The organism is Clostridium sp. CM041 (genome assembly GCF_055081035.1).
The window spans coordinates 3,001,508-3,024,165 of the sequence record NZ_CM143648.1 but is presented as its reverse complement, the minus strand read 5'-3'; the positions used below and the strand labels follow the sequence as shown (position 1 = coordinate 3,024,165).

Annotated in this window: 26 protein-coding genes, 3 pseudogenes, 1 riboswitch and 1 other annotated feature; of the genes and pseudogenes, 17 read left to right on the top strand and 12 right to left on the bottom strand. The window is 31.6% G+C overall.

Annotated features, from left to right (window positions below; translation table 11 throughout):
• Positions 1-104: 104 nt before the first annotated feature.
• Both ACWJJT_RS14275 and ACWJJT_RS14270 read left to right on the top strand, forming a co-directional pair.
• Positions 105-311: a helix-turn-helix transcriptional regulator gene (locus ACWJJT_RS14275; protein ID WP_216301849.1), complete on the top strand. Its 207-nt coding sequence runs from the start codon at positions 105-107 to the stop codon at positions 309-311.
• A gap of 1 nt (position 312) precedes the next feature.
• Complete coding sequence (locus tag ACWJJT_RS14270; protein ID WP_462955180.1) at positions 313-765, top strand: hypothetical protein; 453 nt, start codon at positions 313-315, stop codon at positions 763-765.
• 400 nt (positions 766-1,165) lie between these two features.
• On the opposite strand, the pseudogene ACWJJT_RS14265 reads toward ACWJJT_RS14270, so the two are convergent.
• From ACWJJT_RS14265 to ACWJJT_RS14255, 3 genes and pseudogenes are all read right to left on the bottom strand, one after another.
• Positions 1,166-1,344 (bottom strand): annotated as a pseudogene (locus ACWJJT_RS14265) (LbetaH domain-containing protein); the annotation flags it as partial.
• 26 nt (positions 1,345-1,370) lie between these two features.
• The gene (locus ACWJJT_RS14260; RefSeq protein ID WP_462955179.1) at positions 1,371-1,661 is read right to left on the bottom strand and encodes a YciI family protein; all 291 of its coding nucleotides are present in this window, start codon (positions 1,659-1,661) and stop codon (positions 1,371-1,373) included.
• A gap of 73 nt (positions 1,662-1,734) precedes the next feature.
• Positions 1,735-2,544: pseudogene (locus ACWJJT_RS14255) on the bottom strand (nitroreductase family protein).
• Between the two features lie 377 nt (positions 2,545-2,921).
• Between ACWJJT_RS14255 and ACWJJT_RS14250 the strand changes: the two are divergent.
• Together ACWJJT_RS14250 and ACWJJT_RS14245 are read left to right on the top strand one after the other, a co-directional pair.
• Positions 2,922-3,548, top strand: a complete 627-nt coding sequence (locus ACWJJT_RS14250) for a class I SAM-dependent methyltransferase (protein WP_462955178.1) — start codon at positions 2,922-2,924, stop codon at positions 3,546-3,548.
• Between the two features lie 34 nt (positions 3,549-3,582).
• Complete coding sequence (locus tag ACWJJT_RS14245) at positions 3,583-4,029, top strand: MarR family winged helix-turn-helix transcriptional regulator (protein WP_462955176.1); 447 nt, start codon at positions 3,583-3,585, stop codon at positions 4,027-4,029.
• 36 nt (positions 4,030-4,065) lie between these two features.
• On the opposite strand, the gene ACWJJT_RS14240 is transcribed toward ACWJJT_RS14245, so the two are convergent.
• A complete protein-coding gene (locus tag ACWJJT_RS14240; protein ID WP_462955175.1) occupies positions 4,066-4,200 on the bottom strand; it encodes a hypothetical protein in 135 nt (44 codons plus the stop codon).
• 6 nt (positions 4,201-4,206) lie between these two features.
• Positions 4,207-5,004, bottom strand: coding sequence for an acyl-CoA thioester hydrolase/BAAT C-terminal domain-containing protein (locus ACWJJT_RS14235; RefSeq protein WP_462955174.1), 798 nt, complete (start codon positions 5,002-5,004; stop codon positions 4,207-4,209).
• Positions 5,005-5,266: 262 nt separating this feature from the next.
• Here ACWJJT_RS14235 and ACWJJT_RS14230 point away from each other — a divergent pair, with 262 nt between their 5' ends.
• The 5 genes from ACWJJT_RS14230 (at position 5,267) to ACWJJT_RS14210 (ending at position 9,060) form a co-directional block, all read left to right on the top strand.
• On the top strand, positions 5,267-5,863 hold the full coding sequence (locus tag ACWJJT_RS14230) for a MarR family winged helix-turn-helix transcriptional regulator (protein WP_220286118.1): 597 nt from the start codon (positions 5,267-5,269) through the stop codon (positions 5,861-5,863).
• Entirely contained in the window at positions 5,856-6,794 is a 939-nt protein-coding gene (locus ACWJJT_RS14225; RefSeq protein ID WP_462955173.1) for an ABC transporter ATP-binding protein, read from the top strand. Before ACWJJT_RS14230 ends, ACWJJT_RS14225 begins: the two co-directional genes overlap by 8 nt.
• Before the next feature lie 10 nt (positions 6,795-6,804).
• Complete coding sequence (locus ACWJJT_RS14220; RefSeq protein WP_462955172.1) at positions 6,805-7,548, top strand: ABC transporter permease; 744 nt, start codon at positions 6,805-6,807, stop codon at positions 7,546-7,548.
• The gene (locus ACWJJT_RS14215) at positions 7,548-8,531 is read left to right on the top strand and encodes an ABC transporter permease (RefSeq protein ID WP_462955171.1); all 984 of its coding nucleotides are present in this window, start codon (positions 7,548-7,550) and stop codon (positions 8,529-8,531) included. Before ACWJJT_RS14220 ends, ACWJJT_RS14215 begins: the two co-directional genes overlap by 1 nt.
• Positions 8,532-8,769: 238 nt before the next feature.
• Positions 8,770-9,060, top strand: a complete 291-nt coding sequence (locus tag ACWJJT_RS14210; protein ID WP_462955170.1) for a ketopantoate reductase family protein — start codon at positions 8,770-8,772, stop codon at positions 9,058-9,060.
• A gap of 24 nt (positions 9,061-9,084) precedes the next feature.
• On the opposite strand, the gene ACWJJT_RS14205 is transcribed toward ACWJJT_RS14210, so the two are convergent.
• A complete protein-coding gene (locus ACWJJT_RS14205) occupies positions 9,085-9,222 on the bottom strand; it encodes a manganese catalase family protein (protein WP_220319658.1) in 138 nt (45 codons plus the stop codon).
• Positions 9,223-9,580: 358 nt separating this feature from the next.
• Between ACWJJT_RS14205 and ACWJJT_RS14200 the strand changes: the two genes are divergently transcribed.
• From ACWJJT_RS14200 to rfbG, 7 genes are all read left to right on the top strand, one after another.
• Positions 9,581-9,796, top strand: a complete 216-nt coding sequence (locus tag ACWJJT_RS14200; RefSeq protein WP_220319555.1) for a hypothetical protein — start codon at positions 9,581-9,583, stop codon at positions 9,794-9,796.
• 1 nt (position 9,797) lies between these two features.
• Positions 9,798-10,100 (top strand): spore coat protein, encoded by a 303-nt coding sequence (locus ACWJJT_RS14195; protein WP_220319554.1) that lies wholly within the window; start codon positions 9,798-9,800, stop codon positions 10,098-10,100.
• Positions 10,101-10,143: 43 nt separating this feature from the next.
• Positions 10,144-10,815 (top strand): manganese catalase family protein, encoded by a 672-nt coding sequence (locus ACWJJT_RS14190; RefSeq protein WP_220319553.1) that lies wholly within the window; start codon positions 10,144-10,146, stop codon positions 10,813-10,815.
• 604 nt (positions 10,816-11,419) lie between these two features.
• Entirely contained in the window at positions 11,420-12,157 is a 738-nt protein-coding gene (locus ACWJJT_RS14185; RefSeq protein WP_462955169.1) for a sugar phosphate nucleotidyltransferase, read from the top strand.
• Positions 12,154-14,283, top strand: a complete 2,130-nt coding sequence (locus tag ACWJJT_RS14180) for a glycosyl transferase (protein ID WP_462955168.1) — start codon at positions 12,154-12,156, stop codon at positions 14,281-14,283. Before ACWJJT_RS14185 ends, ACWJJT_RS14180 begins: the two co-directional genes overlap by 4 nt.
• A 31-nt stretch (positions 14,284-14,314) precedes the next feature.
• Complete coding sequence (locus ACWJJT_RS14175; protein ID WP_462953592.1) at positions 14,315-15,280, top strand: NAD-dependent epimerase/dehydratase family protein; 966 nt, start codon at positions 14,315-14,317, stop codon at positions 15,278-15,280.
• A gap of 12 nt (positions 15,281-15,292) precedes the next feature.
• The gene (gene rfbG, locus ACWJJT_RS14170; protein WP_216301821.1) at positions 15,293-16,366 is read left to right on the top strand and encodes a CDP-glucose 4,6-dehydratase; all 1,074 of its coding nucleotides are present in this window, start codon (positions 15,293-15,295) and stop codon (positions 16,364-16,366) included.
• A gap of 219 nt (positions 16,367-16,585) precedes the next feature.
• Here rfbG and ACWJJT_RS14165 read toward each other — a convergent pair whose 3' ends face one another.
• The 5 genes and pseudogenes from ACWJJT_RS14165 to ACWJJT_RS14145 form a co-directional block, all read right to left on the bottom strand.
• Positions 16,586-17,785, bottom strand: coding sequence for an aspartate kinase (locus ACWJJT_RS14165; RefSeq protein WP_462955167.1), 1,200 nt, complete (start codon positions 17,783-17,785; stop codon positions 16,586-16,588).
• Between the two features lie 147 nt (positions 17,786-17,932).
• Positions 17,933-18,104, bottom strand: a riboswitch (Lysine riboswitch).
• 56 nt (positions 18,105-18,160) lie between these two features.
• Positions 18,161-18,304: pseudogene (locus tag ACWJJT_RS14160) on the bottom strand (cysteine synthase); the annotation flags it as partial.
• Complete coding sequence (locus ACWJJT_RS14155) at positions 18,303-18,431, bottom strand: hypothetical protein (protein ID WP_462955166.1); 129 nt, start codon at positions 18,429-18,431, stop codon at positions 18,303-18,305. The gene ACWJJT_RS14155 and the pseudogene ACWJJT_RS14160, both read right to left, overlap by 2 nt.
• Positions 18,415-18,867, bottom strand: coding sequence for an S-ribosylhomocysteine lyase (locus ACWJJT_RS14150; RefSeq protein ID WP_462955165.1), 453 nt, complete (start codon positions 18,865-18,867; stop codon positions 18,415-18,417). The genes ACWJJT_RS14155 and ACWJJT_RS14150 overlap by 17 nt, the downstream gene beginning before the upstream one ends.
• On the bottom strand, positions 18,860-19,513 hold the full coding sequence (locus ACWJJT_RS14145) for a class I SAM-dependent methyltransferase (RefSeq protein WP_462955164.1): 654 nt from the start codon (positions 19,511-19,513) through the stop codon (positions 18,860-18,862). Before ACWJJT_RS14145 ends, ACWJJT_RS14150 begins: the two co-directional genes overlap by 8 nt.
• A 122-nt stretch (positions 19,514-19,635) precedes the next feature.
• Positions 19,636-19,867 (bottom strand) — a binding site (T-box leader).
• Between the two features lie 194 nt (positions 19,868-20,061).
• On the opposite strand from ACWJJT_RS14145, the gene ACWJJT_RS14140 reads away from it, so the two are divergent.
• The gene (locus ACWJJT_RS14140) at positions 20,062-21,174 is read left to right on the top strand and encodes a PRK06851 family protein (protein ID WP_462955163.1); all 1,113 of its coding nucleotides are present in this window, start codon (positions 20,062-20,064) and stop codon (positions 21,172-21,174) included.
• 131 nt (positions 21,175-21,305) lie between these two features.
• Here ACWJJT_RS14140 and ACWJJT_RS14135 read toward each other — a convergent pair whose 3' ends face one another.
• A complete protein-coding gene (locus ACWJJT_RS14135) occupies positions 21,306-22,619 on the bottom strand; it encodes a hemolysin family protein (protein ID WP_220286128.1) in 1,314 nt (437 codons plus the stop codon).
• Positions 22,620-22,658: the final 39 nt, after the last annotated feature.

The following is a 22,658-nucleotide window of genomic DNA, read 5'->3' as shown; positions in this document are numbered from 1 at the left end:
TTGTTGAAAACATTTTTTGCTTTTTTTTGCAAAGCATGCTTGACATTCAATGCAAAGTACACTATGCTTAAAATGCAAAGCTAACATTGCAAAGGAGAGATGAGATGAAAACATGTATTCAGGAACTACGAAAAAAACATAAATTATCTCAAGAAGAACTAGCATTAGCAGTTGGTGTTACAAGGCAGACAATCACATCCCTAGAGTGCGAAAAATATACAGCATCACTTGTCCTTGCATACAAAATATCAAAATATTTCAATTTGAAAATTGAAGAAGTTTTTAATTTTTCAGAAGTGGGGGAATTATAAAATGGAAGAATATCGAAAAGTAATAAAGAAAAAAATAGGACTTATGTTAGGATTTAATGTGTTGGCAGCTGCCTTTATCACATTAATTGGAATCTCGGGAAATATGACAGCAATAATTAATGAACCTATTACTGATTTTATACATGGGTTCCAATTAGGTATCTTCATATTTTTGCAATTTGTCATGGTAATGTACATTATGAAATATGGAAAATCATTGAAAAACGAAGATAAATTAAAGAAACTGTATATAGTTGAACATGATGAAAGAACGACACTTATTAGAAATAAAATTGGTGGCGTAGGTTTTAACTTTTCCTTAGGCGTAATTGCAACTACCGCAATTATGGCTGGATTCTTTAATCAAATGGTTTTTGTCACTTTACTTGGTGTTCTAATTTTTATGTCACTCGTAAAAGGATTCTTAAAAGTATATTACAGAAATAAATTTTAGGAGGTAGATTCAGTATGAAGAGAGGAAATTATAATAAGTATTTAATCATTGCTAGCTTTTTTGGTTTCATCATATGTTTCATAGGACATTTCATTCATTTGCCCTGTATTATTGTGGGTTTCTGCTTAGGTGCTTGCATAGCATTCTCTACCATTGGTTTATATGCTTTAAATCATGATATAAGTAAATTAAAAAACTTTAAAAGGAACCTTATCAGAAGAATTGCGAATAATTGACCGAATATTGTGTATTTTACTAATAGAGGAAGCATAAGGCTTAAACACAGCCTTATGCTTATCTTTTATTCCAATTGTGTTTACAGTTACAAGAGCTAATGATAATTTATACATAGAAAGACACGTGATTATATGTCTGGTTGGTGAAGTCCCTAAAATATACAAATAGTACTAGCTGCAATAATGGCACCATCTCCTATATGTACACATAACATTACAGTAACATTTTGTCCAATCTATACATCATTACCAACTACAGTATCACCTTTTAGAGTCATATCTTCAAGACTAGGCGTAGCTTTTTCCCAATATTACCCATGATATTAAATGGATATGTTATAATATTTTTTGATTTGCATAATAAGAAGATTATTCACTTATGAAATGTTCAAACCCCTCAGCATATTTTGTAGGCGAAAACTCAATTATTTCGTATTCGGCAATTTTATTAATATAAAATGGATCTTCTTTAATTATCATTTTAACTTCTTCCCTATTCTTTGCATTACAAAGAATTACTCCACCTACCCTCGGATTTCTTCTGCCTGAACAAATAAACTTTTGTAATGAATAATATTTCTCTAAATGTTTTATATGTTGTTTTAATTCTTTTTCAACTTCCTCAAGTGGCTTTATATACTTCAATACTAAAATAAACATTAATATTCCCCTCCTAAAAACTATTTTTAATCAACCTTATTATACGATTATGACCTAACTATGAAAACCGTCGTTAAATCCAAGTAACATCTAATGGGTTACGATCTACCAGTCGCTTATAACCATATTGGGGATACCCAACCATAACTGCACCTGTTAATACTTTATTTGTTGGAATGTTAAACAATTCCAGCAACTGATAATAATTATCAAACGCACACATTTCAAAGAGTCCAGCCTAACAACTGCCTAACCCAAGGGTAGTTGCAAACAGTTCCATGTAGGCAAAGGAAAAAATCGTATTTTCTCTACCATTTCTAATTTCTTTTGGGGCCATTGCTAAAATTAGATTTGGAGCATCACGTAATACTTTATCTATCCCAGTTTCTCTGTAATCACGAACATGATAAGGAAAACTCCAGTGGTGCAAAGGATTTTCAATTTGTGCTTCCATCCATTCTATGACAACCTCAGTAGCTTTTTTCAGTATTTTTTTATCTTCTACAATTATATATGATATTCCTTGCTGGTTACTGGCAGTAGGTGCAAACCGTGCAATATTAACTAATTTAATTAATTGTTCTCGTTGCACGGCCATGTCTTTGTAACAGCGGATTGATCGACGAGACCTAAGAAACTGTTTAGCAGTTTCTTCATTTACAACCGGGAACTTTTTTAGATCGGTCTGGTTATTTAAAGGTGTTTTGATATTGTCAATTGCACTGTGAGGGCATATGGCAACACACTGCCCACAGGCTATACATGCTTGTGGCTCAATTGCTACAGGACCATTTTCTCCCATACCCAAAACTTTTGGTGGGCATACTTTCGTACAAATTCCACATTTAATACACTTTGCTTGGTTTACTTTAATTAATTCCATTGGTGTTCACCCCTATTTTGTATATTCATAATTTTCATAATGTACTTCTAACGGTATAATATTACATGATAACATCTTTGTTTACAAGTATACACCTATTAGTAGCATAGTATCTATTTACATACTATGCATTTAAAATCAATCAAATTTAATTGATTAATCAGAACTAATGCGAATTATATCTATTTTACTGAGGATAATGCTCTTTTTTTTATCAACATGAGTCACAGTAATTTATAAAAAATCATTTTTTCTTAAATTGAAGCATCACTATTTTATATTAATGTTTACTTCTAATTAATAAAGTGGTACTATATAAATATAGTACGAAACTAGAACTATACCAATATGGTACTATACTTTAAGGAGGAACTTATATGAAAAGCAATAAAAATGTTTTTAAGGAGAATTCAAAAATAAATTTTAATAAACAAGCTGGGTCTTACGATAAAAGTGCTAATGGTAAATTCGTAGCTCCGATGTATAATGAAATTATTAACAGAATAATGCTTATTAAGCCTAAAAAATTACTAGATGTTGGATGTGGTACAGGAAATGTATTTATGAAATTAGTTGAAAATAGTAATATAGAATTATATGGCTTAGATATTTCAGAAAAAATGATTGATATGGCTAAAAAGAATCTTGGTAATAGAGCAGATTTAAAAGTTAGCGATTCAGAATATATGCCTTGGAAAAATAACACTTTTGATGTGATTGTATGTAATGCATCATTTCACCATTATCCAAACCCAGATAAAACATTATTGGAGATGAAGAGAATATTAACATCTAATGGAACATTAATTATTGGAGATCCAACCGCACCAGTAGTTATTAGACAAGTATTAAACTTATATTACAAAAAAAGTGATACTGGTGATTATAAAATATATTCTAAGAAAGAAATTGAGGACCTTTTAATAAAGACTGGATTTAAGCCATTTAATTTTAAAAAAATAAACTATAAGACTTTTGCTATTAATGCTAATATAGAAAAATAAGCAATAGATAGAAAATAAATTTTGGGGTGAAACTATGGATAAAGAATATAAACGACAAGTAGATGAATTAAATAAGTTATCGCATTCTATGCTAGCTGAATCTAATTATAAGGATATAGAATCAAAGTTTTTAAGGATACGAGGATTGAGCACTAATGAGCTTTCAATACTTAGAATTATTTCTGAAAAAGAAGATGTTATTATAAAAGATATATTAGAAATATTAAATGTACCTAAAAGTACATTAACTAGCATAATTGATAGATTAGAAAAACGCGATCTTATTGTTAGAGCTATTAGTAATAAGGATAGAAGATCCTATAAGCTAGAACTTACTGAAGAAGGTCACATGGCACAAGATGAACATCTTAAATTTGAAGAAGAGTTTTACGCAAAGATAATGATTTCTTTAGATACTTATGAGGATAGAGAAAATTTATTAAAACTTATAAGAAAGATAGCATACAATATTTCTAACTAATAGCAGTAAATTATCGTGAAACTTTAAAATTTAATGCTAATTATTAATTGCCCAATTCTCTAAAAAATTAATTGTCTCATTCCATGAATCAATATTTGCTTTTGCCCAACTGTCTATATCGACTCTGGATCCTTTTAATGATGGCATAGACTGAAATGGTACTGTTAGCATATGACCTCACTTTTCATAGGTGATATGTTTATATTCATATTTAAAATTTGATTTTTCAAGCAACTTCATTGCCATTTCTGAATGCATTTTTGAAGGCCATATGGAATCTGATTCAGAGGATATCATTAGTATAGGTCCATTTATTTTATTAACGGCAATTGTGGCTTCGTCAGTATTTCCTTCATCAATCAGCTTTTTGTACATCCATGACAACGCACCCTCTTTATTTTGCAACATTTTTATTACTAATTGCAATATAATAGAACAACTGAATTTCAGACAAGAAATTTCTTCACCTTTATACATCCATGAAGAATGGTGTGCTGGCAGTCCACACATTTTTATCCCTTCATATGCATAGCAGCTTGGCATATTGGCAATAACACAAGTAATATCCTTGAATAAAGAGGCTGCCAAAAGAACCATTTCTCCACCCTTATACCTTCCATACATTGCTATTTTGTCTTTATTAACAGTATCTTGTTTTTTTAGCCATGTTATAGCATTTTCAATATATTCAAGTGGTACACAATTAAGATTTTTGGGTGTTCCTTCAAGTCCAAAATAACAAACTGCTAATGCAGAATATCCCTTCATAGCTAAGATTTCAGCAATTGCCTGTGCTTTTTCTATTCTTCCGTCGCTTCCACTTACAACAATTACTGCTGGCCTCTTCATATTGTTTTTTGAAGTAAAATATCGTGCCAATAGATTCTTTTCTACTACATCTACGCTTTTAATCGTTTCATCGCAGAATATTCTTATATGCTCTTTTGATGTAATGGCTTTCCCATTCCTCTCCACCGTGCATGTAATGGTATATTTTCACTTGCATTAACTTGCCCCGATGATTTGGTTCATCTGCCCTTGACATTTTTGGTGTAATGTTTATTTCACAATTATTATTACATTCGTTTTGCTATAAACATATTTAAAGATATTTTAGAAACTTTAGTAGTCATGATAATAATTCTTTTTTAAAAATAGACAGTATATTGACAAGTTTTACATGTTCTGCTATTATTATTTTAGACAGTATAATGTCTTAAAGGAAAGGGGCATATTTATGGATAATTACAGAGATCTATTTTTAATGCAGCAAACTTACGCTACACTTTTTTCTCTTAACAATAAGCTTCAGGTACAAGGCGATAAATACTTTGAGAGCTTAACGTCAAGACAGTTTATGGCAATGATTGCAATTATTCATTTGGCGGAAGATGAAACAACAATCAACAATATTGCGAGAAAGTTAGGTACCACCAAACAGAGTGTTAAACAAATGATAACTATTATCGAAAATAAAGGTTACATTATCACGATGCCGAGCCAGAAGGATAAGCGTGCAGTGAACGTTAAAATTACGGAATCCGGAAAACAGATCATGATGGAATGCGGTGAAAAAGGAATAAACTTTTTCGCAGATGTTTTTAAAGACTTTACCACGGAAGAAATGGAAATATTGTGGAGCCTATTAAAGAAACTGTATCGTTTTGACGGTGAAGAGCAGGATGGTTTTGAAGAAGATGCTAGTTTAAACGCGGAAGAAGAAGTAAATGACGCTCAAACGAGAGTATTAAAGGAAGCTCAAGCGAGGGCATTAAAGGAATTTGAAAGACGAAGAAATCATTCTCGAAATGAGAGGAGCGATGAAAATGAATAATATTGTTACAGTTAAAAATTTAGAAAAAAGTTATAATAAGAAAAAAGCTGTTGATGGAATAAATTTTGTAGTAAATAGAGGTGAAATTCTTGGACTCTTAGGTCCTAATGGGGCGGGCAAGAGTACAATTATCAATATCCTGGCCACCATATTATCGCCTGATAATGGCGAAATAACTATTTTGGGGCATGACTTAAAAAAAGATGTAAAAGCCATCAAACTGGGAATTGGAATAGTTCCTCAGGACCTGGCCATTTATGAAGAAATTACTGCCGAGAAAAATGTACGTTTTTTTGCAAGTCTATATAAACTCAAAGGAAATCTGCTGGAAAAACAGGTCAAGGAGGCCCTTGAACTCGTAGGTCTTTACGATAGAAAGGATGATAAGCCAAAAACCTTTTCAGGCGGCATGAAAAGAAGATTAAATATTGCTTGTGCCATTGCCCATAAGCCAAAACTTATTATCATGGATGAACCCACAGTTGGTATCGACCCCCAATCAAGAAATCATATATTGGAATCAATTAAAATCCTGAAAAATGAAGGTGCAACAGTTATCTATTCCACGCATTACATGGAAGAAGTGGAAGCGATTTCTGATAGAATCATTATTATGAACGAAGGAAAGATTATTTCTGAAGGTACAAAAGAAGAATTAAAACAGGAAGTGAATGATAAAATCACATACTCCTTTCATGTAAACAATTTAAATGAATTAAGCAATAATCATTTTTCTGGAATTGATGGCATAACAAAAATTAAAATCACTGAAAATGTGATTAAAATAACTGCCAAAAAGTCAAAGGATAATCTCAATGAAATCATATCTATAATCATAGCAAAGGGCTGTAAGATTGAAAGTATGAGCAGTAAAGAGGCATCTCTAGAAACTGTATTTCTAGAACTTACCGGAAAGAATCTAAGGGATTAGGAGGAAATACATGAACTTTATAAAAATAGTCAAATTTGATTTTATGAATATTATTAGAAACCCAACTCTGCTAATGTTTAACACTATATTTCCAATAATAATGATTGCGGTTATGGGTTTTGTAACAAAAGGTAACTATGGTTCAGGGCATGTAAGTTCCTATGATTATTATGGAGTCACAATGATGATTTTTACAGCGTTATTCATTGCCATGACAGCTTCCAATACATTTATGGAAGAAAGGGTAAAGGAAGGTAATACTCGCATAGTATATGCTCCGGTTTCAAAAACAGAGATATATCTATCTAAATTGATTGCTACTTATATTTTGGGTACGGTTTCATACAGTGTTTTATTGCTTGTAGGACAATATATTTTTCACATTAACTTTGGAGGAAAAAACATTCTGTATATTATGTTGTTAATCAATATATTTTCGTTATTTGGCTGCTCTCTCGGCACCATGTTCTGCTGTATTTTCAAAAGTGAAGAAGGAGCAAATTCTGTAATGCAAATATTTTTGTTTTTGTTTATATTTTTGGGTGGCTTGTTTTTTTCTGTAGCTAGTCTTGGAACTATAGTGGAGAAAATATCTTATTTATCGCCAGTCAAGTGGATTACCGAATGTACATTTAAGGTCATTTATGATAATGACTTCAGCATATACCTCCCTACTCTTCTTATTGTGTTGTTTAGCAGTATCATCTGTATAATAATATGTCAAATCACTTTTAAACCGGAGGAATATGTATAATGAATGTGCTCAATCTATTTAAAAATAGTTTAAACAGGATTTCAGCAAAAAAAGAGATAGTTATAATTGCAGTGGTCATTGTACCACTTATGATTGGAGTTGCTGTATTTTTTTCTGGAAAAATGGAGATGAGGCAGCACATTGCTTTGGTAACAAATCATGCACAGAGCATTCCCAAAAATGATAGGATTAAAATTGATGTAATGAATGAAAAACCTCCTACTTCGAATCTCCTTTTGGGTAAATATGCTGCCGTTGTGGAAGAAAAAAACGATGGAACCTATGAGGTAACAGGTATAAAAAGCAAAGCTGATAAGGAACTCATAGAAAACTTTTTTAACTTCGGTAAAATTCCCAAAAGCGATCAAAGTGGACAAGTGAAAAGAGGTGTTGGAACAAACATTTTAGGATTTATTCTAATGATTGTTTTAATGCAGGGGGTTGCTTTGACAATCCTTTATCCAGAAGATAGAACCCTTAAAACATTTAGGCGGATATTAACGACACCCGTAAGCGAAAAGCAATATATTTTTGCACAGGGAATTTTTACATTTTTATGTCTTTATATACCCACCTATCTAGTAATTGTTATCACAAAGGTGTGTTTTAATATAAAGATTGGATTTGGCCTTTTAATGCTAGCAATGTTAATTGGAATTCTTACTGCCCTCTCGACATCACTTGCTTTATTTATTTCATCAGTGCTAGAGAGAAACATCTCTTTAGTGGCCAGCGCTATATATGTAATAACTTGCATATTATCAGGCTGTTTTTATTCCTTTACGGGGAACAATAAAGTTCTTGATACCATTTGCAGTATCATCCCGCAAAAATCATATATGACACTGATTCAAGGGATAGAAAACGGGAATGGAATGTTAGAATTTAAAGGACAACTTATATATTTACTTATTTGGATTGTTGCACTCTGGCTCTTAGGAAGTATTATTACTAAGCGGAAAATGAGGCAAGGCATCTATTAAATCATATAGTAAGTAGTAGAAATATTAATAGAAAAATTTGTTTGTAAAAACTTGAAATGAAAGCCTACAACATAATGAAAATGTCACATTCGTTAGCTTAGTCATATATATCTTACTTTAAAATATTCAGAGTAAGATATATATAATTGTGCTAAATATTTGAAATTTATGTTAGTATTTAATATAATTTAAAATAAATAATGTTAATTAATAATAATTATGAATGTGAGGCAATTATATGAAAATAATGATATTTGGACTTGGTGTTATCGGTACAACCTATGGCTATGCTTTTCAAAAATCAGGTCATCAGGTTGAACACTTTATAAGAGAAATTAAAAGAGACAATGCACCAAAAATTCTTGACATAAAAATGCTCGATGGCAGATATAACAATAAGGGCGAAAATAAGAAAGACACATATAATGTTACTCTTTCACAGCCCAACAGTAATTACGATTTTATTTTAATTAGCGTATCTGTGGGTAAATTGGAGAGTGCAGTAAAAACACTTAATGAAAACAATTAATTTCTTAATTAAATAGGATCATAATTAATGCATTATAAATAAATGTGGTTGTTGTAGATGATCCTGTACAATTCTTAGAACTTCACCGAATCTTTGATAATGAACAACTTCTCTTTCTCTTAGAAATTTTAACGGCTCTATTACATCTGGATCATCAGCCATATTAATTAGTATTCATAAGTAGCCCTTGCCTTCTTTTTCAATTTCTTCAAGGCTTGAGCATTTCATTAGCTGCCTAACCATACTAGCAACCATTTCCATGAGCTAATTCTTCAGTATTTATTGTTATAAATTTAATTAAAATATATTAAATTTATAACAATAGATATGTCAGAATAGAAGATAAAAAAGTTTGCAAATTTTACTATTTTAGCATGCTTTTTTTATTTTGGTTTTCTTATGTAGACAAGTTATTGTAATACAAAGCTCCAATATTTAAATTTACAAATTATTCCAAGGTTTAATTGTTTATTAAATGCACATAATAAATCGTAAAAATTATAAATTTGGAGGTATTAATATGAGAAAACTTTCAGAGGGTGAACTATTATCCTTAACAACCTTGTTAACTATGGAAAAAGATGGGTTAGCCGTGGCAAAAGTTATGAAAAATCTAATTAGTGATGAAGATTTAAAAAGACAAGCTGAGACTGGTGTTTTAGCAGCAGAAGGAAGAATAAAAGGAGTACAACAATTTATCAATGAAAATCAAGTAACTATAGGCGGTGTAAAATAATATGGGAATAATAACGGATAATATTGTAAAAAACAACACAGATATTAATGACGAAGTAATAGTTGGAACTATGATTAGTTCAGCAAAAAGTGCAGCAGATGCGTATCTAAACGCAACTATGACCAGCGCTACCCCTGAATTAAAAGCTATATACTCCTCTAGTTTAAATCAAATAATAGGCGGGCATTCAGCATTAACAGAGCTTGCTGTAAACCGCAAGTGGGCTTCACCTTATGATGCGCCTGCGCAACAACTAGCTACGTCCTTTAGTAAATCTGAAACTACAGTTAAGGCTAGTAAATAAAACCGTTCCAAAACAAGAATTGAGCGTAAACTTGGAGGTTAAAATGTTTAAACACGAGAAACAACTATTAAGAGAAGTAAAAGTAGAAAAACCTAATCCTCAATATGCTGTATTAATGCAGGAGCAAATAGGAGGAGGTAATGGAGAATTAAAGGCAGCTATGCAATACTTATCTCAAAGTTTTAGGGTAAAAGATCAAACCATTAAAGATTTATTTCTTGATATAGGTTCGGAAGAGCTAAGTCATATGGAGATGGTGGCAGAAACTATAAACTTATTAAACGGACATGATGTAAATTATGAGAAAGTTGAAGCTGGAGAAATTCAAACTCAAGTTCAATGTGGTTTAGCACCAGTTTTAGTAAATTCATCTGGTGTCCCATGGACTGCAGATTATGTAACCGTTACTGGAGATCTAGTTGCAGACCTACTTTCAAACATAGCTTCTGAGCAGAGAGCAAAAGTTGTATATGAATACTTGTATCGTCAAATAAATGATAAATTTGTAAGAGAAACAATAGATTTTTTGTTAAATCGTGAAGAGGCCCATAATGCTTTATTTAGAGAAGCACTAAATAAAGTAAAGGATACGGGTTCTAACAAGGACTTTGGTATAACTGAAGATTCTAGATTGTACTTCGATTTATCAACGCCAGGTAAATATTTTGATGCACCTAATCCAACAGCACCAAGTTTTGAAAATCCAAGAAAATAAAAAATATATATAAAAAAGAACATCGTAATGGTGCCCACTGAAAAACTAAATTTTAATAACAGTATTAAGACTTAAAATGGATTTTCCATTTTAAGTCTTATTTTTTATATGAGAGCATCCATAAGATCCCCACATTAATATTTGGAATTTCATTTCCGATATAATTTGCTAGTTGTGAGTTATTAGCTACCAGAGGAACTTTTAGTGTTAATGGAAGAATACTTATACTACTACCCGGTGAAAAATAGAAATAATAGTTACCAGTATTAGACTACATGAAATTTGCTCAATGCAATTATTATCTAGTGCTTTAAATATTAACTACTTTTAAATCAACCATCTATTTAACAAACTTTATAAATATATATGTGACGGATTAAGTAGTACTAAATATATTGTAACAACTTAAATCCTAATGAATAACATAGTACAAAATATATTATAATTTCAAATATCGAGTTATTAGTAATATAAAGATAAGCGTTTAGATGATGAAGATGTAGTTTACTTATGCAACTATTATTAGATCAAGGAGTGATTTTCGCTTGAAATATTCAATACTTCGGAGATATTGAAGAAGTGATAAAAATGAGGAGCGGTAAATATGAAAGTAGTTATATTATGTGGAGGTAAAGGGACCAGATTAGGGTCATCTACAGAAACTATTCCGAAAACATTAGCTTTAGTTTCTGGGAAACCAATTATATGGCATATTATGAATATTTATTCAAGCTATGGCTTTAATGACTTTATTCTTCCATTAGGTTTTGGTGGTGATAAAATAAAAGAATATTTTTGGAATTATGAGTGGAAAAACTCTGATTTCACCAAAGAACTAGGCAGTAATAATATTTCTTTTTTTAATAAGCCTGCTAACTGGAAGGTGACTTTTGTTGATACAGGAACTGATACAATGACTGGTGGAAGAATTAAAAAAATTGAAAAATTCATTAATGAAGATACTTTTATGTTGACCTATGGTGATGGATTATCTGATATTAATATAAATAATTTACTAAAGTTCCATAATGAAAAAGGACAAGCGGTAACAGTTACTGGAGTAGAAAGAAAGAGCCAATATGGAATTCTAACTGAAAAGGATGGTATTGCAACAACCTTTGACGAAAAATCAAAATTGGATGGCATAATAAACGGAGGTTTTTTTGTAATGAATAAAAAAGTTTTTAATTATATAGAAGATGACGATAAATGCATTTTTGAACAGGGTCCATTGAGAAACCTTGTAGAAAGTGGCGAATTGGCGGTTTATAGTTTCAAAGGTTATTGGACAGCAATTGATACTAATAAAGATCTAATTTATGCAAATGAGACATGGAAGTGAGTAAAATAAATAAGGAGGATATGGACGCAATTTATGCATTTTTTTCTAAGGGTAAATCTCGGTTTAATAAACATGAAAATGAAAATCATGATATAAAAAAAGATAATAAAAAGGATGAAAAAAGCAAAGACAAAGATAGTAAAAAATATAAAGAAGAATATGAAGAAGAAAATAAAGAAGAAGATATTGAAGACTATAGAGAATCAGATACAGAAGAATACAAACAAAAATGTTCCTTTTGTACAATAGTTAGCAAGGATTATTTAATAAAGACCTTAACTTTTTACTATTCACTTGAGAGGAATAGTGAAAATTTTCATCTATGGATTTGCTGTATTGATGATATTATCTATTCAACCCTTTCAAAGATGAATCTCAAAAATGCTTCTCTTATTCATTTGAATACAGTAGAGGACCAGCAACTGCTCGCTGTAAAAAACACGAGAAAAACAAATGAATATTGCTGGACATTGAAAGCAGCTGTTATTCGCTACGTGCTTATGAATTACAGCGTAAACTCAATAATATACTGTGACAGTGATATATTTTTCTTCTCAGATCCACAGATGGTATTTGATGAATGGGGTGAAGCTTCAGTGTTTTTATGTCCCCAAAGGGATCTTGAATGGGTTCACAAAATATATGGAAAATTTCAAGCAGGATTCATAGGTTTTAAAAAGGATATACAAGGATTGAATTGTCTTAATTGGTGGAATCAAAAATGCATTGAATGGTGTTCCGGGGAACCTGACTCTGAAACGGGACGATGGGGAGATCAGAAATATCTTGATAAAATCACAGAAATGTTTTCAAATGTAAAAATTTCAAGAAATCTTGGAATAGATGCTGCACCATGGAATACAATTTATAATAATAATTTCAATATTACCTCAAAGGATAATGAAGTCTTTATTGAAGGTGATAAGTTAATAGCATATCACTTTGCATGTCTTTCAATATTTAACGAAAATGACTATGACTTATGGACTTTTAATTATTTAGAAATAAGTTCTGCAATTAAGTCCAATATTTATATCCCATATATTGAAAGTCTAAGGAATACAATCAATGTTATAAGAAACAATCTTAATGAAAAAGTAGAGGGTTTATTTAATAAATCTGATTCTAAAGAAGCCCAGACATTATTTAAATACTCAGATCTGACGTTAGCCATGGCCCGCTATAACGATTTTTATAGCTTTTGTACTATAACTAGTAAGGCATATTTATTGCAAAGTATGTCACTTTATTCTTCGCTGAAGGATAAAATCGATAATTTTAATTTATTCATCTGCTGTATGGATGAAATTTCTTTTTCTGTATTAAGTAATCTGAAGCTTGAAAATACGATTATTATTAATGTTAGCGAAGTAGAGGATATGGAATTACTTCATGTTAAAGAAACCAGAAATATGCAGGAATATTGTTGGTCGCTTAAAGCACCGTTGGTCCTTTATATTTTAGATAAATATGCTATAGATTCAGTTATTTATTGTGATGCAGATATATTCTTTTTTTCTGATCCGATGGCGATCTTCAAGCAATGGAAGGATTATGATACACTAATTTGTCCTCAGAGGGATTGTCCGGAATTTGAAAAGGTACATGGACATTTTCAGGCAGGCTTTTTAGGTTTTAGAAACAGGAAAAGTAGTCTAGCTATTTTAAATTGGTGGAAGAAAAAATGTATAGAGTGGTGCTCAGATAAACCTGATATCATAATGGAGAGATGGGGAGATCAGAAATATCTAGATAAGGTTCCAAATTTATTTTATAGCATAAAAATATTAGATGACCTAGGTATAGATGCAGCTCCATGGAATCTAATTATTAACAATGATTACAAAGTTTACAAGGATAATAATACTGTTTTAATTGATGATCGAGAACTTATGGTTTATCACTTTGGCAGTATGAAAATATTTGATGAATCTGTCTTTGACTTATGGAAGCTAGATCCTTTGATTTTTAGCAAAGAAATAATTGATTATATATATATTCCATATTTAGATGCTTTATGCAAATCAATGGAAATATTAAAGTCATCAGGCCTTGTGGATCTTAAAGAATTATTTAGTAAAGAAGAGGTCACTAACGCTAAGAACCTGTATAGATTTCAATCGTAAATGTAAACCTTTCAACCTGGAGGTATAGTATATGGAAGAGGTTAGTCTTACCGGTAAGAGGATATTGGTAACTGGTGGATTTGGATTTATAGGCTCTCACCTAGTTAAGAGGTTATTGAATGAAGGCGCAGAGGTATCTATTATAGGAAGACAGAGCAGCCAAACCTGGAGACTGGAAGAGCAGTTAAAAAATATATCAATCTATGAGATTGATATAACTGACAGTAAAAAAATTGAAATTTGCATCAAGGATATATGCCCTGAAATAGTATTTCATTTAGCAGCTTATGGCGTAAACTCAGCACAAAAAGAATATATTAAAGCTGCAAACATTAATATTTTAGGAATGATTAATATTTTAAATTCATTGAAGGACACCGACTGCAAAAAATTCATTAATATGGGTAGCTGTGCTGAATATGGAGATAGGAAAGATCTTATGAAGGAAGATATGTATCCAGAACCTGTGAGCATCTATGGAAGTTCTAAAGCTAGTGCAACTATAATCGCTCATCAGATTGCCAGAGAAAATAATATAGATATTATAACCTTAAGGCCCTTTGGTATTTTTGGGGAGGGAGAAGAGAGACATAAGATTTTTTGTCATATAATACTGTCAATACTGGAAGATAAGGAGGTAAGACTAACATCTGGTGAACAATTACGTGATTACTGCTACATTGAAAACATAATTGACGGATTGGTTATGTCTGCTAAAAGCAATTTAAAGAGCAATATTTTCAATATAGCAAATGGAAGTCTTTTCCCTTTAAAATACTATATAGATCTTATATTTAAAAATATTAAAACAGATAGGGTCCCCTTATATGGGACAATAAAATACAGAAAAAATGAAATGTGGTCACCTGGTGCGGATATAAGTAAGATCCATACTGAATTAGGCTGGAGCCCTAGAATAAGCCTTGAGGATGGAATTGTTAAAACAATAAGGTGGTATGAAGAAAATAAAGATATGTGGATTAAGCATTTACCATAGGATGTGAAAAAAATGTTAAAAGACCTTGAAAATAATTATAAAAATAAAAATGTTTTAATAACTGGTCATACAGGTTTTAAAGGATCATGGCTAGCTATTTGGTTAAAAAAATTAGGAGCAAATGTTATTGGTTATGCACTAGATCCCGTCAGTGTCAAAAGCAATTTCGTTTTATCTGAAATTAGCAATGATATTGTTGATATAAGAGGAGATATAAGAGATAGCAAACATCTTAATGAAGTTTTTATGACCTATGAACCAGAGATAGTTTTTCATCTTGCAGCACAACCACTCGTTAGGTACTCCTATGAAAACCCTAAAGAGACCTATGAGGTGAATTTTATGGGCACTGTAAATGTATTGGAAGCGGTGAGGGCCAGTAAAGAAACAAAAGCTTTAGTTATTATCACTAGTGATAAATGTTACGAAAATAATGAATGGATGTACAGCTACAGGGAAATAGATCCCATGGGTGGTTATGATCCGTACAGTTCTAGTAAGGGTTGCGTTGAACTTTTGGTTTCCTCATATAGAAATTCTTTTTTTAATACAGCTGAGTATAAAAATCATGAAAAAATAATTGTAACAGCACGGGCAGGTAATGTAATTGGAGGTGGAGATTGGGCCATCGATAGAATTATACCAGACTGCATCAGGGCACTAGAAAATGATGAAGAGATTTTGCTTAGGAATCCAGGTGCTGTAAGACCCTGGCAGCATGTCCTTGAACCATTATACGGATATTTACTTTTAGGAACAAAAATATTAAAAAAAGATGTGGAGTTTTCTGGAGCTTGGAACTTCGGACCTGAAGCTCAAAATGTCATTACGGTTCAGGAGGTTGTCAGAAGACTTGTCAAAGAGTGGGGCAATGGAAGCTGGAAACCTTTAATCCTTAAGGGAGATTCATTCCATGAAGCAAGCTTACTAAGTCTTGACATTAGCAAGGCTAGATTCTGTTTAAATTTTAAGCCTAGGTGGGGCATAGATGAGACAATAGAAAAGACTGTAGAGTGGTATAGGAAATATAAGGATGAAAAGGTGATTGATATATGCGAATCTCAAATTAATGATTATTGTAGATAGAGCTCTCATTCTAGGTGCATTAATATCAATATGGAGTGAAACTTAGGGTTCTAAAAAAAAGAATAAATAATCTTTCCAATCAGATAATATTTATAAAATATTACAATTTTTAAGAGAAGTCCAAAATGGCTTCTCTTAAAAATTATTATCAGGGTCGTACTTTAAAGAGCCTTTAGGTAAATTATGTTTAATACTTAACTATCGTCTAACATGTTATATTTATAGATTAAATTCCTCTGCAACAACCTTTATAGCCTTTAATTTATCTCCAGTTTTAATAGCACAAGTAATTCTTATTTCTGATGTAGTAATCATTTTAATTTCAATATTGTTTTTGTTAAAAACTCTAAACATTCTAGCCGCTACTCCAGAGGTTGTCTTCATGCCTAGCCCCACCACTGAAAATTTAGTTATCTCTTCATCAACTATAACTTTATTATCTGCTATTAAGTTATCTATAATTTCTAAACTATCCTTTAAGCCTTCTTTAGGTATAGTAAATGATACACTTACCTTTCCATCTATAGGTGATGTTTGACTTATCATATCTATATTGATTCCTTTACTTCCTATAGCTTCAAATATAGTAGACAATATATTCACATCTTTAGGTATACGCTGAAGTGTTACTGCAACATCCTCATCACTAGTTGCTATTCCTGTTACTGGCTTATTTTCCATATTCATATTTTTTACCTCCTTAATTACAGTTCCTTTAATATCACTATTACTAAGCCCTACATATATAGGTATGCTATATTTTTGAGCAAGTTCTATAGACCTTGAATGCATTATTTGAGCTCCCAAACTTGCTAGCTCGAGCATCTCCTCATATTCTATTTCATCTAATTTTTTAGCTGCGCTGTATGCTCTAGGATCTACACTATATATTCCAGAAACGTCCGTATATATTTCACATCTGCCATTAAGCTTCACAGCTAAAGCAACTGCAGTAGTATCAGATCCACCTCTGCCGAGTGTTGTAATATCACCTTCCCCATTTATTCCTTGGAATCCAGCAACTATTACGATTTTGCCTTCTTTTAAGCTTTTTTTAATCCTGCCACCGTGTATATCTTCAATTAACGCTTTACCATATTGTCCACTAGTCTTAATCCCAATTTGGTATGCAGTATAACTTATGGCATCATATCCAAGTCCCTTAATTGCCATGGCGAGTAGTGCACTTGAAATTATTTCACCTGTTGATAATAGAACATCCAATTCTCTCTTATCTGGTTTTTCTCCTATACCTTTTGATAGAGATAATAAATCATCTGTAGTGTCCCCCATAGCAGATACTACTATAACTAAATCTGTATCTTCATTTTTCCTCTTTACTATACTTTGTGCAATTCCTTTAATTTTCTCTGTAGTTCCTACAGATGAACCTCCATATTTTTGAACAACTACTGCCATAATTAAATCACTCCTATTATTTATCACCTTCGGTGCTATTATCACCTTCGGTGAAATTTAGAACTTTATATATTGCTTCCAAAAAAAATAAATACAGCAAAGGAACACCTTTGCTGCATAAAATACATGTTTTTATACAAACTTCGTGTACCTTGTAGCTCACCACTGAAAAATCAGTGACAATTTTACATATATTATATGCAATCTCAGAAAATAATTTCACCAAATACATTTTCTTCGGCCATAGCTCCTTTTCTTATTCATCTTAGCCTGTCAGCTCCGAACAAGTACTCTTAGATACAGCACCTCTACCCTAGGTAGTTTACTTATTAAATTAGTTATTATATTATCACAGTATGTTTATAAGTACAAGCATTAATTACAGATGTTCTTACTAAAATGTCTATCTCCCCTCTCAGGCAGTATTGCAACAATGTTCCCACCTTCAATGGTTTCTCCAAGTTTTATTGCAGATACTATGGCAGTCCCTAAAGAACTGCCTACAAATAGCCCCTCTTTACATTGTATCCTTAATTGATAGCTGCAGTTTTGCGAAGGTATTTACACCTTCTTTTACACCCAAATTATTTAGCTTAATAAGTGGTGTATTTCCTATAATATTTAATATACTATTTATATATCTCACTGCTAATACCTCTACTAAGGACTAATTTTGCATATTCTTTTGCACCATCTAAGGAATGATCTCTATAATTTCCACATTGAACTTCATTGGCTGCCGGGATTTCCTCTGTTTCTATTACCTTTTTTAATCCATAATTTAGGGCTTTTATAACCCTATCTACACTGACATCATTCCATACGATCATGTAAAAACCTGTTCTACATCCCATAGGTGAAATGTCTATAATTCCGTCCATTACTTCTCTCATATATCCAGCAAGCAAATGCTCTAAAGTATGGATAGCTGATATATTCATAAACTCCTTGTTTGGTTGCATAAACCTTAAGTCAAACTTTGTTACTTTATCACCCTTTTCGCCTATCTTTACCTCACATTTTCGTACAAAAGGTGCCACAACCTTTGTGTGATCTAATGAGAAACTTTCAACTTTAATCATTTACCCTTACCTCCTTATTTGCTACTGCAATGAAAATGCCAGTTTCAGTATATTCGCCTTTGCTAGAATAACCTTTGCATCTTAAATCTGTATTCTCAATGTTTACTATATTAAACCCTGCATTAAACCCTGCGCCAGTTAACCACTCTTCCATCTGATTATTTGAAAAACCAAGCCATTCATCAAACATTTCAGTCCTTGCCCACTGCCCATTATGCTCTTCTACATCCGATATTATTAAAGTCCCACCTTTTTTAATTATTCTGTGCATCTCTTCAATAGCCTTTTTAGCATCGCTCACATGATGAAGAGCCATATTAATGAAGACCACATCTACAGATTCATCAAACAAAACCAAGTTGTCTATGGAGGATTTTATTGGATATACATTATCGAATTTTTTAGTTTCCATTAATTTTTTGGATTCTTTAAGCATATTTACTGATTGATCTATAGAAAACACAATGCTTGCATCTAAGGCCAGCGCTAAGGATAAAAATCCAGAGCCGCATCCAAGATCAGCCACTACCTTATCTTTTATACTTACTTTGGATAATACCTTGTACTTTAACCTTTCATCAAAATACTCACTTCTTATTACGTTCCAACTTTTAGCTATTTCGTTAAAATAATCTAATGAACTCATAATATTACCTCCATTTATTTTTTTAAAGTTTAAATTTTACATTTTATACTTAAAAAATAGTGTTAAGGCCAAGTTTTTTTTAAATTGAAATATTTTTGGTGTCAAAAAACACCGTCTCATTTTATAGAGGCGGTGTTATTACACTCCGCGGTCCACTCTAATTAGATATAGAATCTCACTTAAATCCAAGCACAAAATGCTTTATCGATTTAACGGGCGAACCCGTAGTACCCTACTATAATTTCAGGTCCATGCTCCAAAGGGCACTTCATATATATTTACGTAAAAGCTTCTCAGCATCGCTTCCTCTCTGTACCCATGCAATATACTACTTTCCTTTTTCATTGAATTTCCTAGTATTCATATTGGAATGGTTATATTTTTATTATATGCCATATTTTATTTTTGTCAACCTCAATTTAAAAATAATAATTTACTATTATTCAGAATATATACAAAATATTTTCAACAAAAATATAAAATAATTATAATCAATATCAACATCTATGAATAGTATGTATTGATATGATGAAATGGAGTGTGATATTATGCAAGGTACTATTAAAAATTACTTCCCCGGTGGCAATACTTCAAGAGGATTCTATTCCTACTATAGGTATATACTAGGTCAAGATGAAGCAAGAAGAATAATATGCATAAAAGGAGGCCCTGGAACAGGTAAATCATCCTTAATGAAGAAAGTTTCTAAATACTTCAATGAAAAAGGCTACGATATAGAACAACATCACTGTTCTTCCGATAATAATTCACTAGACGGAGTAGTTATTAAAAAACTTAACGTTGCAATACTTGATGCAACAGCACCTCATATAGTGGATCCGATAAATCCAGGAGCCGTAGATGAAGTTCTAAACATGGGAGATTGTTGGAATGAAGAAGGCTTTAAGAAATATAGGCATAAAATAATTGGCATAAATAAAAAAGTTGGCAAAACTTTTAAAAGGGCCTATCGATTCTTTGGAGCAGCTAAATTAGTTTATGATGATTGGCAAAACTATAATGATGAAGCCTTGAATATTAATAAATTAAACATACTAAAAGAAAATCTAAAAGAATCTTTATTCACCACCCCACCATCTACTATAGGCTATGATAGACATTTATTTGCTACAGCCTTTACACCTAACGGTATTGTCACTTATATTGAAAACTTAAGCGCAGGTTATAAAAATATTTATGTATTAAAAGGCGGACCTGGTACTGGAAAATCAGATGTACTAGAATTTCTATCCACCGAAGCCTTAAGGCGTGGCTACAATGTAGAAATTTTTCATACCCCACTTATCCCTGAAAAAATTGAGCATATATTGATTCCTGACTTAAATGTTGCCATTTTGACCTCTAATGAAATAAATAATTCAGATCTTCCAGGTATTGTAATTGATATGGAGGATTGTTTAAATCTAAGTACACTTGAAAATAACAAAGATGAAATAGAATATGATGCAACTGAGTTTTACACGCTATTAGATAAGGGTTTAGCTACAATAAAAGAAGCTAAATGTCTACATGACGAGCTTGAAACTTACTTTATACCAAATATGGATTTTTCTAAAGTGGATGCAGTATTCACAAAGATCATTAAAAAGATAAACGAGTATGAAGAAGATTATTTAAATGATCCGTATACAGATTTTTAGTTAAATCGTATATTATAAATTCATAATCCTCATAAATACAAGTAAAAAGGATATTTATGAAAATAATCACCTTTATATAACTTCCCTATATGAAAAAAGATGCTCTACTTTTTTTGAAAGTAGAGCATCTTTTATATATATATTTTAATTTTTTCTATTCTTCTTTGTTTAACTTGCTCTATTTTAAATATTACATTCCCATATTCAATAGTTTGGGTTTCATTTTTCTTTGGAATACATCCTATAAGGCTAATTAAAAAACCTCCTATAGTATTGTAATTCTTCGACATTAAATTTAAATCAAGATGATCATTCAATTCGTCTAAAGAAAGTAATCCATTCACTATATAAGTATTATTATCAACTTTTCTTATATCAGGTTCGTCATCATCATATTCATCTTCAATATTTCCCATAACTTCTTCTATAAGGTCTTTAATAGTAACTACCCCTGAAAATCCTCCATATTCGTCTATAAGTACTGCCATATGATTTTTAGATATTTTTAATTCTCTAAATAATTCATCTATATTTTTACTTTGATAAACAAGGTAAGGAGAATGTAATATATTCTTAATGTTTACATTTTCAAAGCCCTTAATGCGAGCCTCCATTATAAAATCTTTCATGTGAAGTATTCCTATGATATTATCAACATCACCGTCATATACTGGCACTCTTGAATACTTTTTCTCTAATAACTCATCTAAGAACTGTGTAACATGATCATTTATATCAATCAAGAACACTTCAGTTCTTGGAGTCATAACTTCTCTAGCTGATTTATCATCGAATTCGATAATGTTATTTATCATCTTTTTGGCAGTTTCGTTTATAGCGCCGCGTTGTCGTCCAACTTCTATAAGTGATTTCATTTCCTCTTTTGATAACTTCTCCTCTAATTTTTCACTATTAAGACCAGTAATCTTAACTAAAACATCAGTGGATGCTGAAAGTAGCATTGCAAAAGGAACCAGCAGCTTAGATACATAGAAAACAGGCACTACGCAAAACATTGCAATAGCTTCTGATTTTTGTAGTGCTACTCGCTTTGGAAACAATTCACCAAACACAAGTGTTATATAACATAGACCAATTGTTATGCTAGCTAAAGCAATTTGCTTACTATAAGGTACATTCAAATTGTTTAAATATCCTGAAAAATGATTAGATATTCCAGTAGCCGCAGTTGCAATAGAAAAAAATCCAGCGAGCATAATTCCAATTTGAACAGCCGATAAAAACTTTGTTGGCTCCTCAATAAGTTTTACTAATAGCTGTGCTTTTTTGTTATCCTCTTGCGCAAGATGCTTAATTTTATTTTTGCTAAGTGACGCTATTGCCATTTCCGCCGATGCAAAGAATGCATTTATCAGTGTTAAAATACCAATTGTTATAAATTGCGCCATTATATTATTGGGCGCAGGGTCAGGGTCTGAATCCATTAAAACTCCTCCTCTTAAATAAAAACTTTTCATACTATA

What these genes read in the sequence shown, in the direction of transcription:
- ACWJJT_RS14275 (WP_216301849.1), top strand. Translation starts at nt 105, where the DNA reads ATGAAAACATGTATTCAGGAACTACGAAAAAAACATAAATTATCTCAA.
- ACWJJT_RS14270 (WP_462955180.1), top strand. Translation starts at nt 313, where the DNA reads ATGGAAGAATATCGAAAAGTAATAAAGAAAAAAATAGGACTTATGTTA.
- ACWJJT_RS14260 (WP_462955179.1), bottom strand. Translation starts at nt 1,661, where the DNA reads ATGTTTATTTTAGTATTGAAGTATATAAAGCCACTTGAGGAAGTTGAA.
- ACWJJT_RS14250 (WP_462955178.1), top strand. Translation starts at nt 2,922, where the DNA reads ATGAAAAGCAATAAAAATGTTTTTAAGGAGAATTCAAAAATAAATTTT.
- ACWJJT_RS14245 (WP_462955176.1), top strand. Translation starts at nt 3,583, where the DNA reads ATGGATAAAGAATATAAACGACAAGTAGATGAATTAAATAAGTTATCG.
- ACWJJT_RS14240 (WP_462955175.1), bottom strand. Translation starts at nt 4,200, where the DNA reads ATGCTAACAGTACCATTTCAGTCTATGCCATCATTAAAAGGATCCAGA.
- ACWJJT_RS14230 (WP_220286118.1), top strand. Translation starts at nt 5,267, where the DNA reads ATGGATAATTACAGAGATCTATTTTTAATGCAGCAAACTTACGCTACA.
- ACWJJT_RS14225 (WP_462955173.1), top strand. Translation starts at nt 5,856, where the DNA reads ATGAATAATATTGTTACAGTTAAAAATTTAGAAAAAAGTTATAATAAG.
- ACWJJT_RS14220 (WP_462955172.1), top strand. Translation starts at nt 6,805, where the DNA reads ATGAACTTTATAAAAATAGTCAAATTTGATTTTATGAATATTATTAGA.
- ACWJJT_RS14215 (WP_462955171.1), top strand. Translation starts at nt 7,548, where the DNA reads ATGAATGTGCTCAATCTATTTAAAAATAGTTTAAACAGGATTTCAGCA.
- ACWJJT_RS14210 (WP_462955170.1), top strand. Translation starts at nt 8,770, where the DNA reads ATGAAAATAATGATATTTGGACTTGGTGTTATCGGTACAACCTATGGC.
- ACWJJT_RS14205 (WP_220319658.1), bottom strand. Translation starts at nt 9,222, where the DNA reads ATGGCTGATGATCCAGATGTAATAGAGCCGTTAAAATTTCTAAGAGAA.
- ACWJJT_RS14200 (WP_220319555.1), top strand. Translation starts at nt 9,581, where the DNA reads ATGAGAAAACTTTCAGAGGGTGAACTATTATCCTTAACAACCTTGTTA.
- ACWJJT_RS14195 (WP_220319554.1), top strand. Translation starts at nt 9,798, where the DNA reads ATGGGAATAATAACGGATAATATTGTAAAAAACAACACAGATATTAAT.
- ACWJJT_RS14190 (WP_220319553.1), top strand. Translation starts at nt 10,144, where the DNA reads ATGTTTAAACACGAGAAACAACTATTAAGAGAAGTAAAAGTAGAAAAA.
- ACWJJT_RS14185 (WP_462955169.1), top strand. Translation starts at nt 11,420, where the DNA reads ATGAAAGTAGTTATATTATGTGGAGGTAAAGGGACCAGATTAGGGTCA.
- ACWJJT_RS14175 (WP_462953592.1), top strand. Translation starts at nt 14,315, where the DNA reads ATGGAAGAGGTTAGTCTTACCGGTAAGAGGATATTGGTAACTGGTGGA.
- rfbG (WP_216301821.1), top strand. Translation starts at nt 15,293, where the DNA reads ATGTTAAAAGACCTTGAAAATAATTATAAAAATAAAAATGTTTTAATA.
- ACWJJT_RS14165 (WP_462955167.1), bottom strand. Translation starts at nt 17,785, where the DNA reads ATGGCAGTAGTTGTTCAAAAATATGGAGGTTCATCTGTAGGAACTACA.
- ACWJJT_RS14150 (WP_462955165.1), bottom strand. Translation starts at nt 18,867, where the DNA reads ATGATTAAAGTTGAAAGTTTCTCATTAGATCACACAAAGGTTGTGGCA.
- ACWJJT_RS14145 (WP_462955164.1), bottom strand. Translation starts at nt 19,513, where the DNA reads ATGAGTTCATTAGATTATTTTAACGAAATAGCTAAAAGTTGGAACGTA.
- ACWJJT_RS14140 (WP_462955163.1), top strand. Translation starts at nt 20,062, where the DNA reads ATGCAAGGTACTATTAAAAATTACTTCCCCGGTGGCAATACTTCAAGA.
- ACWJJT_RS14135 (WP_220286128.1), bottom strand. Translation starts at nt 22,619, where the DNA reads ATGGATTCAGACCCTGACCCTGCGCCCAATAATATAATGGCGCAATTT.